General features: G+C 68.4%; 8 protein-coding genes and 1 riboswitch. Of the genes, 2 read left to right on the top strand and 6 right to left on the bottom strand.

Annotated elements, in window-relative coordinates; genetic code table 11:
* Positions 1-63: 63 nt before the first annotated feature.
* Positions 64-945: a glycosyltransferase family 2 protein gene (locus AC5W7N_RS09510; RefSeq protein WP_195019733.1), complete on the bottom strand. Its 882-nt coding sequence runs from the start codon at positions 943-945 to the stop codon at positions 64-66.
* A gap of 149 nt (positions 946-1094) precedes the next feature.
* Positions 1095-1278: riboswitch (cobalamin riboswitch) on the top strand.
* Positions 1279-1427: 149 nt separating this feature from the next.
* Here AC5W7N_RS09510 and metE point away from each other — a divergent pair.
* Entirely contained in the window at positions 1428-3695 is a 2268-nt protein-coding gene (gene metE, locus AC5W7N_RS09505) for a 5-methyltetrahydropteroyltriglutamate--homocysteine S-methyltransferase (RefSeq protein ID WP_495923546.1), read from the top strand.
* 466 nt (positions 3696-4161) lie between these two features.
* Here the strand turns inward: metE and AC5W7N_RS09500 are convergent, their stop codons facing one another.
* Genes AC5W7N_RS09500 through AC5W7N_RS09490 form a run of 3 tightly spaced genes read right to left on the bottom strand, consistent with a single transcriptional unit; the run spans position 4162 to position 7720 of the window.
* Positions 4162-5283 carry a bifunctional 2-methylcitrate synthase/citrate synthase gene (locus AC5W7N_RS09500; protein ID WP_495923545.1) on the bottom strand — a complete coding sequence of 374 codons (1122 nt, stop codon included), beginning with the start codon at positions 5281-5283 and terminating at the stop codon, positions 4162-4164.
* A gap of 5 nt (positions 5284-5288) precedes the next feature.
* Positions 5289-6197: a methylisocitrate lyase gene (gene prpB, locus AC5W7N_RS09495; protein ID WP_495923544.1), complete on the bottom strand. Its 909-nt coding sequence runs from the start codon at positions 6195-6197 to the stop codon at positions 5289-5291.
* Positions 6197-7720 carry an MmgE/PrpD family protein gene (locus AC5W7N_RS09490; RefSeq protein WP_194990648.1) on the bottom strand — a complete coding sequence of 508 codons (1524 nt, stop codon included), beginning with the start codon at positions 7718-7720 and terminating at the stop codon, positions 6197-6199. The genes prpB and AC5W7N_RS09490 overlap by 1 nt, the downstream gene beginning before the upstream one ends.
* Positions 7721-7873: 153 nt before the next feature.
* On the opposite strand from AC5W7N_RS09490, the gene AC5W7N_RS09485 reads away from it, so the two are divergent.
* Positions 7874-9295 carry a short-chain fatty acyl-CoA regulator family protein gene (locus AC5W7N_RS09485; protein WP_175585814.1) on the top strand — a complete coding sequence of 474 codons (1422 nt, stop codon included), beginning with the start codon at positions 7874-7876 and terminating at the stop codon, positions 9293-9295.
* Between the two features lie 5 nt (positions 9296-9300).
* Here the strand turns inward: AC5W7N_RS09485 and recG are convergent, their stop codons facing one another.
* Positions 9301-11571, bottom strand: a complete 2271-nt coding sequence (gene recG / locus AC5W7N_RS09480) for an ATP-dependent DNA helicase RecG (protein WP_194990649.1) — start codon at positions 11569-11571, stop codon at positions 9301-9303.
* 43 nt (positions 11572-11614) lie between these two features.
* Entirely contained in the window at positions 11615-13510 is a 1896-nt protein-coding gene (locus AC5W7N_RS09475) for a DAK2 domain-containing protein (RefSeq protein WP_195007180.1), read from the bottom strand.
* Positions 13511-13614 lie beyond the last annotated feature (104 nt).

Here is a 13614-nt window from a genome sequence, read left to right as displayed (position 1 = left end):
CCGCCCGGCGGAACGTGCGATGAACGCCGGGTCATAGCTACTGGTGAGTTACCTACTGGCCGGTCACCACCAGTGCAGAGTGCGGTACCGCAGGCCACCACGTAGCTGGCCCACCCCGACGCCGATCAGCAGACCACGCTCTTCGCCGGTCAGCCCACGCGAGAACGCGAGCCGGAGCAGGCGGATCAGCACCTCCGGCAGATGGATCTCCGGCAGACCGTTACCGGGGAATTCGGCATTCAGCCGGGCCAGGCCGATACCGCGCGCACGTCCCTGGCGATAGCCCGGCCGGAACCCACGGCGATAGCGATAGGCGACCAAGGCCTGGGGCAGGAACCCGGTACGGAAACCTTCCCGGTGCGCATGCCAGCCGAAGGCGAGATCCTCATTGGCTGCATAGGTGACGTCGATCCCGCCGAGTTTGCGATACACGTTCGCTCGGCACGCCATCGCGCAGCCGACGATCACCGGGGCGAACACTCCGGGCGGCTGGAATCGATCCGGTTCGGGCACCTCGGCGATGCCCCGCCGGTTGTCGGCATTGAGCGAGCGGCCTTCGACCGCACAGCTGATCAGGTCGTAGCCTTCGTCGAGGAACGCGAGCATGCGACGCATCCAGTCCGGCTGCACGCGGTCGTCGTGATCGCAGAACAGCAGCACGTCACCGGTGGCGTGCTCGGCGCCGACATTGCGGGCGTACGCCGCGCCGGCCCTCTCCGACGCGGCGACCCAGCGCAGGTGCAGCCGTTCCCGCAGCGGGTGCCCGGCCAGATGAGCTTCGAGGCCGGGTGCGCTGCGATTGTCCGCGACGACGACCTCGAACTCGCCGTCGTAGTCCTGTTCGGCGAGTGCCGCGAGCTGCTCGTCGAGATGCCCGCGATCGGTATCGCCGGCGATGTGCGCGGGAATGACGACCGAGGTCATCGGTGGTTTCGGTGCCTGCACGGCTCCTCCTCCTCGCCGTTGTGAAAGACAGGTGTTTAGGTTAAGTCAGGGATGGGCGGCTCACCACCGGAGCGCTGCCCCGACTATCGTGGGCACCGCAGCTGGTTCGCCGGCCGGACGACAAGGAGCCCCGAACGTCCGCCCCGGCGTCGAAGCCCGCCCCTGGCGGGTGAGAGGGAACCCGGTGGAAATCCGGGACTGTCCCGCAGCGGTGAGTGGGAACGACCGCCGTCATCAGCACTGGGCACACCGCCTGGGAAGCGACGGCCAGTAGGTCGGCCGAATCGGCCGGTGCCCGCGAGTCCGAAGACCTGCCCGTTGTGCCGGATACGCCGTATCCGGCGGCCATCGCCTCGTGGACCGGGCGCTCGCCACCTGTGTTGCCAATACCCGACCCGTCTGCCGGGTCGTCCGGGGCTCATCGGTGCCGTGCGTACCCGAATCGGCGATCGCCCGCCGCAACTCAGCACTGGAGAAACACCGTGACTGTTCTTACGCACAACCCGTTCACCGCAACGGTTCTCGGGCTTCCTCGGGTGGGGCCACGCCGGGAACTCAAGCGCGCCACCGAGTCCTATTGGGCCGGGCGCATCGACGCTGCTCGACTGCACGAGGTGGCTCGCGAGCTGCGTCGTGCCCAGTACACCGAATTACTCGATGCCGGAATGGATTCGATCCCGGTCGGCACCTTCTCCTATTACGACCAGATGCTCGACACCGCCGTGCTGCTCGGCGCGCTACCGCCGCGCGTGGCCGGTATCGAGGACCCGCTGGACCGCTATTTCGCCGCCGCGCGCGGTACCGACGCGGTCGAACCACTGGAGATGACGAAGTGGTTCGACACGAACTATCACTACCTTGTTCCGGAGCTCGGACCGCAGACCGCGTTCACCCTGCATCCGGAGACCGTGCTCGACCAGCTGCGCGAGGCGATCGAGCTCGGCGTGCCCGCGCGGCCGGTCATCATCGGACCGGTCACCTTCTTGAAGCTGGCCAAGACGGCCGGGGCGGCCGCACTGGAGCGCATCGACGAGCTGGTGCCGCTGTATCGCGAACTGCTGAGCCTGCTGGCCGGGGCGGGCGCGCACTGGGTGCAGATCGATGAACCGGTGCTGGTCACCGATCTGACCGAGGACGAGCTGGCCGTGGTTCGGCGGGTCTACACCGAGCTCACCGCGTCCGGTGATCGCCCGGCGATGCTGGTGGCCACCTACTTCGGCACCCCGGGCCCCGCGCTCGCGGCACTGGCGGGCACCGACGTCGAAGGCCTCGCGGTCGATCTGGTCTCCGGCACCGAAGTGGGCGAGGTGGCGGCGGTGCCCGCACTGGCGAACACGCTGCTGGTGGCCGGTGTGGTCGACGGACGCAATGTGTGGCGCACCGACCTCGATGCCGCACTGAGCACCCTCGGCACACTGCTCGGCTGCGCGAAGTCGGTGGCGGTATCGACCTCGTGCTCGCTGCTGCATGTGCCGTACTCGCTGGCGGTCGAGACCGGGCTCGACGACGCGTTGCGTTCGTGGCTGGCCTTCGGTGCGGAAAAGGTCGGCGAGGTGCGGGTGCTGGCCACCGGCCTGAGCGCGGGCACCGCGACGATCGCCGATGAATTGTCCGCTGCGCGCGCGGCTTCGGCGAGCCGTGCGGCCGATCCACGGATCAGCAACGGCCAGGTGCGGGCCAGGCTGGCGGCCCTCGGTCCCGACGCGGTGCGGCGTGCGCCGGCCGAACAGCGCAGGCAGCTGCAACGCGAACGGCTCGAGCTGCCGCTGCTGCCCACCACCACCATCGGCTCGTATCCGCAGACTTCGGCGATCCGGTCGGCCCGCGCCGCGGTGCGTTCGGGCGAGATCGACCGCGCCGCTTACGAGCAGCGGATGCGCGACGAGATCGCCGACGTCATCGCCCTGCAGGAGAAGCTGGAGCTCGATGTGCTGGTGCACGGCGAGCCGGAACGCAATGACATGGTGCAGTATTTCGCCGAGCAGCTCGACGGATTCGCGGCGACAGAGCTGGGTTGGGTGCAGTCCTACGGCACCCGCTGCGTCCGTCCGCCGATCCTGTTCGGTGATGTGGTGCGTCCCGCGCCGATGACGGTCGATTGGATCACCTTCGCGCAATCGCTGACCGAGAAGCCGGTCAAGGGCATGCTGACCGGGCCGGTGACCATCTTGGCCTGGTCGTTCGTCCGTGATGATCAGCCGCTGGCGGATTCGGCCAGGCAGGTCGCGTTGGCCATCCGGGACGAGACCGTGGATCTGCAACACGCCGGCATCCGGATCATTCAGGTGGACGAGCCGGCACTGCGGGAGTTGCTGCCGCTGCGGGCCGCCGAACAGCCTGCCTACCTGGACTGGTCGGTGCGGGCGTTCCGGTTGGCGACCTCCGGCGTCGCCGACTCCACGCAGATCCACACGCATCTGTGCTATTCGGAATTCGGCGAGGTGATCGATGCGATCGCGGGTCTGGACGCCGACGTGACGTCCATCGAGGCGGCGCGTTCACGCATGGAGGTGCTCGACGATCTGAATGCCGCCGGTTTCGATCTCGGCGTGGGCCCCGGCGTCTACGACATCCACTCCCCGCGCGTACCCAGTGTCGAGGAGATCACCGCGTCGCTGCGAGCCGCGCTGAAAGCCGTGCCCGCCGAACGCCTCTGGGTCAATCCCGACTGCGGCCTGAAAACCCGCGGCACCGCCGAGGTCGAGGCGTCGCTGCGCAATATGGTCGCCGCCGCCCGCGCCGTGCGCTGATCCGCCGGACCGGGTGAACGAGCTGGGCCACGCCCCGAAAGGCGTGGCCCAGCCTCACATCGGCCACCTGCTGCCGCACGCCCTTCAGCCCTCCGTCTCCCCCGCAGCCCCCGTTTCCTTACGCCGAGCACGCTTGATCACACATCCCTGACACCGACGCCCGACCCGCAACACCGGCCGGTCCCGAGCATCCGGCGCCACCACCCCACGCCACAGCGCCCTGCACCCCTGATTCCGCTCCATGTGCCTGCCCCTCCTCACCTGTCGATTCGATCGTTTCGCCAGGTTGGACGGACCGGATGGGGATTCGGTTCCCGTCGGCGTCAACAATTTTCGACGCACCGTACGACACGCCGAAATCGTGGCGTCGACGGCAGAACTCGGCCCACGTCGAGGTCTGTCGCAACGCGCGAAAACCGCGAACAGCTCCGATGAGCTGTTCGCGGTTCGCCGGCGGCAGCGCGTCTCAGGCGACGACCAGTTCCCGCTGTTCGACGCCGACGTACGCCGACAGCGGGCGGATCAAGGCGTTCGACTGGGTCTGTTCGATGATGTGGGCGGTCCAGCCGGTGATGCGGCTCATGACGAAGATGGGAGTGAACATCTCGATGTCGAAGCCCATCAGGTAATAGGCGGGGCCTGCGGGGAAATCGAGGTTGGGTTCGATGCCAGTGGCCTCGGCCATGGTGTGTTCCAGTGCGGAGTACATGCGCACCCACTTCTGGCCGCCGGTCACTTCGGTGACGTCGTCGAGGGCCGCTTTCATGGTGGGGACGCGAGAATCGCCGTTCTTGTAGACACGGTGGCCGAAGCCCATCACCTTCTCTTTGTTCGCCAATTTGGTGCGCAACCAGTGCGGGGCGCGTTCGGGTTCACCGATGGCGAGCATGTCGCGCATGACGGCTTCATTGGCGCCGCCGTGCAGCGGGCCTTTCAGGGCGCCGATCGCGGCGGTCACCGCGCTGTAGATATCGGAGCGGGTGGAGGTCACCACACGCGCGGCGAAGGTGGAGGCGTTGAATCCGTGCTCGGCGTAGAGGATCAGCGAGGTTTCGAAGGCTTGCACGATCCGCCGATCGGGCACCTTCCCGAAGCACATGTTCAGGAAGTTCTCCGCGAATCCCAGATGTGAATGCGGCGCAATCGGTTCCAGGCCGCGCCTGCGGCGCATATCGGCGGCGATGACGGTGGGCAGCACTGCCATCAGCCGCAGTGCCTTCCCCAGTAGCGCCTTGTCGCCTGGCGATCCGGACAGATCCCCGGCCGGGTCCTCGGACCCGAGATAGCTGACGACGGTGCGCACCACATCCATCGGGTGGCAGCTGTCGGGCATCTTCTGCACCAGCGACAGAATCGACCGGTCGGCGCGCCGCTGCGCCCGTTCACGCTGGCACAACAGTTCCAGCTGCCCGGCATTCGGCAGCTCGCCGTACCACAGCAGATACGCGACCTCTTCGAAGCAACAGTGCCGCGCCAGATCCTGCACGGCATACCCGCGGTAGGTCAGCGAATTCGTTTCGGGCACCACCTTCGAAATACTGGTGGTATCCACCACCACGCCGGCGAGGCCCTTCTTGATCTCGGTCATATGGATCACTCACTCACGGTGAAATTGAAGATTCCGGAATCGAAGTCGTTGTAGCGCTGATACTCCAGCAGTTCGTAGAGCCGCGACCGGTGCTGCATGGCGTCCAACAACCCGGCTTGCGTTCCGGTGGAAGCGATCTCACGCAGCCCGTATTCGACGGCGAACATGGCCAGCCGCAGCGTGGACACCGGATAGATCACGGCGTCGAAGCCGATCGCCTCGAGCGTGCCCGCCGAGATCAACTCGGATTTACCGAACTCGGTCATATTGGCCAGCAGCGGCACATCCACCGCCGCACGGAACTTCGCGAACTCGCTCTCGTCGGCCAGCGCCTCGGTGAAAATCAGGTCCGCGCCCGCGTCGGCGTATGCCTTGGCCCGTTCGATGGCCGCGTCGAGCCCCTCGATCGCCCTGGCGTCGGTGCGAGCGCAGATGACGAAGTTCGGGTCCCGCCGGGCCGTGACCGCGGCCCGCAGCCTGCGCACCATCTCGTCGCGATCGACCACGGCCTTGCCGTCGAGATGCCCGCAGCGTTTCGGATTGACCTGATCTTCGATATGGCAGGCGGCCAGGCCGGCGTCTTCGAGCAGGGTGACGGTGCGCGCGGCGTTCATCGGCTCACCGAACCCGGTGTCGGCGTCGATCAGTACCGGCAGTTCCGTGACCCGCGCGATCTGCTGTCCACGCTCGGCGACCTCCGTCAGCGTGGTGAGCCCGATATCTGGCAGGCCCAACTCGGCCGACACCACCGCCCCCGACACGTAGACACCTTCGAATCCCAATTCCTGGATCAGCTTGGCCACCAGCGGGTTGAACGCACCCGGCAGCCGCAGGATCCGATCGGCGGCCAGCCCGGCCCGCAGGGCGATCCGCTTGTCGGCGGCGCTATTGGCCGCCGCGATGAGCCCGGTCATCAGAACACGCCCTCGGGGATGGCCGGTGCGCCGGCGAGCACCTGTTCGGAGACGGTGAAGGTGAGCCGATCGAGTTCACCCGCGGCCAGTTCGGGCGTCCGCTGCGCGGCGTCGAGGAAACGGCGCTGTTCGGCGTCGTCGAGCACGCCGTCGGTCAGCGCGGTGAACTTCTCGATGTACTGTTCGCGCGCGAACGGCCGCGCTCCCAGCGGGTGCGCGTCGGCAACGGCCAGCTCGTCGGTGATGGTCTCGCCACTCTTCAGGGTGACCACCGCCCGCGCACCGAAGGCCTTCTCACCGGGATCAGTCGAGTGATAGCGCCTGGTCCATTCGGCATCTTCGACCGTCGAGATCTTGCGCCACAGCTCGATGGTGTCGGGCCGCCGCGCGCGTTCCGGCGCATAGGAAAGCTCGTGATGCCAGCTGCCGTCCTGCAGGGCGACCGCGAAGATATAGGGCACCGAGTGGTCGAGGGTTTCCCGGCTGGCGTGCGGATCGAACTTCTGCGGATCGCCCGAACCGGTGCCGATCACGACGTGGGTGTGGTGGCTGGTGTGCAGCACGATCGAGGCGATCTGATCGAGATCGCCGATCCGCGAACGCATCCGGCGGGCGAGGTCGATCGGTGCCTGACTCTGGTACTCGGCCGAATGCTCCTTGGTGTAGCTGTCCAGGATGGCGAGTTTCGGCTCGCCAGGGCCGGGCAGCGGAACCCGATACTCGGCGTCCGGTCCGCCGAGCAGCCAGGCGATCACGCCGTCGGCGCCCTCCCAGATCGGCGACGGCGCACCCTCCCCGCGCATCGCCCGATCGACCGCCTCGACGCCCATCTTCCCGGCGAAGGCCGGCGCATACGCCTTCCAGCTGGAGATCTCGCCCTTGCGGGACTGCCGGGTGGCGGTGGTGGTGTGCAGTGCCTGGCCGATGGCCTGGTAGATCGTCTCCGCATCCAGGCCGAGCAGGGTGCCGAGTCCGGCCGCGACCGAGGGCCCGAGGTGGGCCACGTGGTCGATCTTGTGCTCGTGCAGGCAGATACCGCGCACCAGATCCATCTGGATCTCGTATCCGGTGGCCAGCCCGCGGATCAGGTCGGCGCCGCTGCGCCCGGTGTGCTGTGCCGCGGCCAGGATCGGCGGGATGTTGTCGCCGGGATGGGAGTACTCGGCGGCCAGAAAGGTGTCGTGGAAATCGAGTTCGCGTACCGCGACCCCGTTGGCCCAGGCCGCCCACTCCGGGGATACCACTCGATCGGCCGGCAGCCCGAACACCGTGGCTCCCGCGCGACCGGCCCGTGGCGAATAGCCCGCGGCCCCTGCCTGCGCCCGGGCCGCCGCCACCGGCCTGCGGACCAGCGCGGCTGCCGCCACCGCGGCGTTGTCGATGATCCGGTTGACGATCATCTCCCGCACCGCCTCGGTCACCTCGACCGGATCGGTGGCGACTTCGGCGATCTTGGTGGCCAGATGCTCGGCCCGCGGGAAATCTTCCGCGGATCCGCGAGCACGTACGATGTGGGTCTTCATGCGTCCTCCGCACTGTTGACGTTCTCTCTACCGTTACTTCGCACGCTACGCAGCACGAACCCGTGGCAAAACACCTTGCACGCGTGGATTTTTGTGGGTAACAACCGGCATTTTTGCGATGTTTGCGAAGAACGCGGGGTACGATCGCTCGCCGTGCGGAAGATGTACGCGGGTGCCCGGTTGCGACGGCTGCGCGAGGAGCGGCGGATGACCCAGGCCGCGCTCGCTAAGGCGCTGGACCTCTCGCCCAGCTACCTCAACCAGCTCGAGCGCGACCAACGCCCGCTCACCATCCCGGTCCTGCTCAAGCTGAACTCCACCTTCGACCTGGATGTGCAGTTCTTCGCCGCCGATTCCGATGCCAGGCTGGTATCGGATCTGCACGAGGTCCTGGTCGACGCGGCGGGTGGGGAGAGCGCGCCGCTGACCGAGATCGAGGAACTCGCCACCCGCCAGCCCGAGATCGCGCGCCTGGTGGTGGCCATGCACCGCCGGTTACGCACGGCCACCGATCAACTCGATCTGTTCTCGGCACGGGTCGCGGCGCCCGCGGGCGCGGCCGGTGTGCCCGCGCCCTACGAGGACGTGCGCGACTTCTTCTACGACCATCACAACCACATCGGCCGCCTGGATCTGGCCGCGGAACGGCTGTTCGACGAATGCGGGCTGTCGATCGGCTCGCTGGATCGGCAGTTGGCCAGGGTGGCCGAAGAGCGGGCAGGAGTGACCGTGCTGGTGCGCGGTGACGGCGCCGACTCCTCGGTCCCGAAACGCCGCTACGATCCCGACAGTCGCACCCTCACCCTGGCCCGGCGGTTGCGCCCGGGGCAGCGCGCCTTCCAGATCGCCACCACTTTGGCCTTCCTGCTCTACGGCAACGAACTCGACGCGGTGCTGAGCGAGGCGCCCGCACTGGTGGGTGAATCCCGCACGCTGGCAAGGATCGGGTTGGCCAACTACTTCGCCGGCGCGCTGGTCCTGCCGTACGGGCGGTTCCTGCGGTCGGCGGAGGAACTGCGCTACGACATCGACCTGCTCGGACTGCGGTTCGAGGTGGGTTTCGAGACCATCTGCCATCGGCTGAGCACCCTGCAACGTCAGGGACAGCGTGGAGTGCCGTTCTTCTTCGTGCGCACCGATCGAGCGGGCAATATCTCGAAACGCCAGTCCGCCACCGCCTTCCACTTCTCACGGGTCGGCGGTAGCTGCCCGCTGTGGGTGGTGCACGAGGCCTTCGCCCATCCCGGCCGCATCCTCACGCAGGTCTCGGAGATGCCCGACGGCCGCCGTTACTTCTGGATCGCGCGCACCGCGATGATGGCGCCGCAGGGGTTCGGCACGATGGCCAAGAATTTCGCCATCGGCCTCGGCTGCGATATCGAATACGCCGACCGGCTGGTGTATTCCAAGGGCATCCAGCTCGACGATCCGGCCAACGCGGTGCCGATCGGCGCCGGGTGCAAGGTCTGCGACCGGCCCGCCTGCCCGCAGCGGGCGTTCCCGCAGATCGGCAGCCCGCTGGCGGTCACCGAGGAGGTGTCGGCGGATCTGCCGTACCCGCGGGTGCGGATCTGAACCGATCAGGACTTGGCCAGGTACTCCAGACGTTCGGAATCGACGGCGGCATGCATCATCGCCGCCAGACCCGGGTGCTGGGTCAGTCCGGGATCCTGCTCGACCAGCTCGCGCGCGAGTTGCTGTGCCGCCGTGATCACTTCGAGGTCGTCGAGCAGCGACAGCAACCGCAGTGACCGTGCCGTGCCCGATTGCGCCGAGCCGAGCACATCGCCTTCGCGGCGCTGGCGCAGATCCAGGACCGCCAGCTCGAAGCCGTCGGTGGTGGCCGCGACCGCTTCCAGCCGGGTCATCGCCGGACCGCCCGGGGCGGCGTCGGTGATCAGCAGGCACAGCCCCGGATGCTTACCGCGGCCGATCCGCCCGCGCAATTGGTGTAGCTGGCTGACGCCGAACCGGTCGGCATCGACGATCACCATCACGGTGGCGTTGGGCACGTCCACGCCGACCTCGACGACGGTGGTGCAGACCAGCACGTCGATGCTGCCTTCGTTGAACTCCCGCATCACCTGGTCTTTGTCGTCCGAGGGCAGGCGGCCGTGCAGCAGTCCGACCCGTAGTTCGGACAGCGGACCGGTGCGCAGCTGATCGAAAACGTCGAGCACGGCCTGCGTGGTCGGCCCCTCTTTGCCCTCGGCCTTGGATTTGCCGTTACGCGATGTGCCGCCGCCGTCCTCGTCGTCGCCGATGCGCGAGCACACCACATACGCCTGCCTGCCCTCGCGCACCTCCTCGGTGATCCGCTCCCAGGCCCGGTCGACCCAGTTCGGATGCACCCGGCGCGGCACCACTTTCGAAGTGATCGGTGAGCGGCCGCGCGGCAGTTCGGTCAGGGTGGAGGTTTCCAGATCGCCGAGGGTGGTCATGGCGATGGTGCGTGGAATCGGCGTCGCGGTCATCACCAGCAGATGTGGTGTGGAACCGGCCTTGGCCTTCGCGCGCAACGCGTCTCGCTGCTCCACACCGAAGCGGTGCTGTTCGTCCACCACGACCATGCCGAGATCGAAGAACTCCACGGCGTCCTGGATCAGGGCGTGCGTGCCGATCACGATGCCCGCCTCACCGGTGACGGCCGCGAGCAGTGCCGCGCGTTTGGCACTCGCGGACATGGACCCGGTCACCAACGTGACCTGAGTGGCATTCTCGGCGGCGCCGAGTTCCCCGGCCTGTCCGAGGTCGCCGAGCATGCCGCGCAGCGATCGATAGTGTTGCGCGGCCAGCACCTCGGTGGGCGCGAGCAGCGCGCATTGCTGGCCTGCGTCGATCACCTGCAGCATCGCGTGCAGGGCGACGATGGTCTTACCCGAGCCGACTTCACCCTGTAGCAGCCGATGCATCGGCTGTTCGCGGGAGAGGTCGGCGGCGATCTCCTCGATCACCTGCCGCTGCCCCGCGGTGAGCTCGAACGGCAGTCGCTCGTCGAACGCGGCCGCGATGCCGTCTGTGCGCGGCGGGCACGGTGTGGCGGTCCGCGCGGACACCTCGTGCCTGCGTTCGGCGAGCACCAACTGCAAGGCCAGCGCCTCGTCGAAACGCAGCCGCTGCTTCGCCTGTTCGATATCGAGTTTGTGCTCGGGCAGGTGGATCAGGCGCAACGCGTCCGAGACGGCCATCAGCTGGTGCTCGTCGCGAATGCGTTGCGGCAGTGGGTCGTCGATCGGGTCGAGCTGATCGAGCACCTGCCGCACACAGGCCAGGATTTCCCAGCTCTGCACCTTGGCGGTGGCCGGGTAGACGGGGATGAATTCGCGCTCGAAGAACGACATGTCCACCCCGCCCGCGTCTTTGGCGCTCTGGGCGATGCCGCGCAGATCGCCGCCGCCGCGCACGGTGGTGAGGGTGGGCGTCTCGTCGTCGGCGCTCTCGGGCAGGATCAGATAACCGGGATGGCTCAGATTCCACTGTCCGGGCCGCCAATAGTTCACCGTGCCCGACATCATCGCCCGCACGCCTTCGCGGACCACGTATTTCACCTTGTCACCATTGAAGAAGGTGACGTCGACGCCCTTGCCGGTGCCGGTATCGAGCACCACCTTGAGCAAGGACCCGCGGCGCTGACGCATCGGCTTGAGCTCGGCCTTGGTGACCCGGCCGATGACGGTGATATGCGAGCCGTCCTCGGGCTCTTCCTCGGTGAGCGGCTGGCCCTGCGTGGCGTAGCGCAGCGGATAGTGCCGCAGCAGATCCTCGACGGTGTGCATATCGAACGCGTCGGCCAGCGATGCCGCCGCCTTCACGCCGAGTAGATGGTCGAGCCGATCGCTCAGTGTTGCCATGACCCCGTTCCCGCCGCCGTCGCCTGCTTCTCACCGCGCATCGTCATTCGACTCCGATCTGGATCAGATCGGCATGCTGACCCCCGGAATACACCATGATCTCCACTCCCGGGAAGCCCTCGGCGATGTGATCGGAGAGCTCCTGCGCCAGCCACTCCGGCGCCGCCGCACCGACCAGCAGGGTGACCAGTTCCCCGCCCAGCCCGAGCATCCGGTCCAGCAGCGTCTGCCCCGCGGCGCGCACGTCACGGTCGATGACGATGACATCGTGGCCGACCAGGCCGAGTCCGTCGCCGGGTTCGCAGGTGCCGACCATGGTGAGCGCGCGCTCCGTGGCCGCCCGTAGCGAACCCCACCGGGTCGCGGCCGCGGCCTCGGACATCGCGAACGCGTCGTCGACCGCGATTCGGCCGGCGTCGTGCACAGCCAGCGCCGCCAGTCCCTGCACCATGGAGCCGCTCGGCAACAGCAGCACGTCACGGTGGTCGTCGCGGGCGGCCACACCGACCGCGACCAATTCCTGGGCGGGTAGCGCGCCGTTGGGGAGCACCAGTACCTCGCGGTGCGACAGCCGCCGGATCGCGGCGAGCAGCGCGGCGGTGGTGACGGCCGGCTCACCGGGGACCACTTCGGCGCCCGCGTCACGGAACAGCGTCATCGCGCCGTGGCCCGCCGCCACCGCCACGATCGCGCGGTCGGCACCTCCGGTGGACCCGGACGCGCCGCCCGGGCGCGGCGAATCATCGCGTGCGGCAACAGTATTCGATGCCTCGTCATCCAGCTCTGATTCGGGGCGCCGGACGTCGATCTCCGCGCCGACCACCCGGCCGTCGACAGAAGCACCGATCGCGGGCTCCCCGTGGTCCGCGCATCCAGGTGCACACCGGTCACCACATTCGCCGGCGGTCGCGAACGACTCGACCCGCACGCCGCTGAGCGTTCCAGCCATGATCCCCGCCTCGATGGCGGCACCGGCGTCGACGCAATGCACATGGGCCGACCAACTGTCCGCACCGTCGCCGACCACCACCACCGAATCTCCCAGCTCGGTCAGCCGGTAGCGCAGCGCGGAGATCCGGTCCGGGTCCGAGTCGTCCAGCCGGTACATCACCTCGTAGCGAGCCGGCGGCGGCACCGCTTCCGCCCGCCGCCCGGGTGAACTCGCGGCGGGCCGATACACCGGCCGCTCGGGGCGCGCGCCCGTGACCACCTCGACCAGACTGTCGAGTAGCACCACCAGCCCACGCGCACCCGCGTCGACCACGCCGGCCGATTGCAGCACGGTCAGCTGTGCGGTGGTCTCGCCGAGCGCCTCGGCGGCGCCATCGGCGGCCGCGCGCACCACCTCGGCCAGCTCGTCACCGCGACATTCGGCGGCCGCTCCCGCCGCGCGCTCGAGCACGGTCAGAATGGTGCCTTCCACTGGGACGCTCAGCGCCTCCCGCACCAGCACGGCGGCCCGGTGCAGCGCGGTGCGCGCGGTGTCGCCGTCCAGCGGTGCACCGCGCGTCGCCTCCGCTATCCCGCGCAGCACCTGCGACAGGATGATCCCGGAGTTGCCTCGCGCGCCCGCCGTCGCACCGCGCGCCATCGCGGCCGCGACCAGAGCGGCCGGCACGCCGCCGTCGGATTCGAGCGCACTCTCCGCGACCGGCGCGGGTGGCTGTGCGTCGACCACCTCGCGCCACCGACGCTGGGCAGCGGGCGCGGCGGACGCCGGTTCCTGATCGCGGCTCCACGCGTGGAGGTGCCCGCGCCCCCCGGGAAAGGCGCCGCCGTGCGCGGACAACACCGCCACTTCGGCGCACGAGACGGCCGCGCGCATAGTGGCCAGCAGGTTGGTTCCGGTGTCGGAATCGGCGACCGGGAAGACATTGAGGGCGTTGATCTCCTCGCGCCGGTTGGTCAGCTCGTCCAGGCACAGCCGGCCCCAGCGCATCAGGGCCGTGCCGTTGAGCGTCTGCGGCCGCAGGGCCGCGTACCCGCCGCTCGCCTCCCACGATTCCGGCACCGCGCTGCTCCTCTCGCCACCTCGACCCGACA

The organism is Nocardia sp. CDC519 (assembly GCF_059509835.1).
This window is presented reverse-complemented; position numbering and strand designations above follow the sequence as displayed.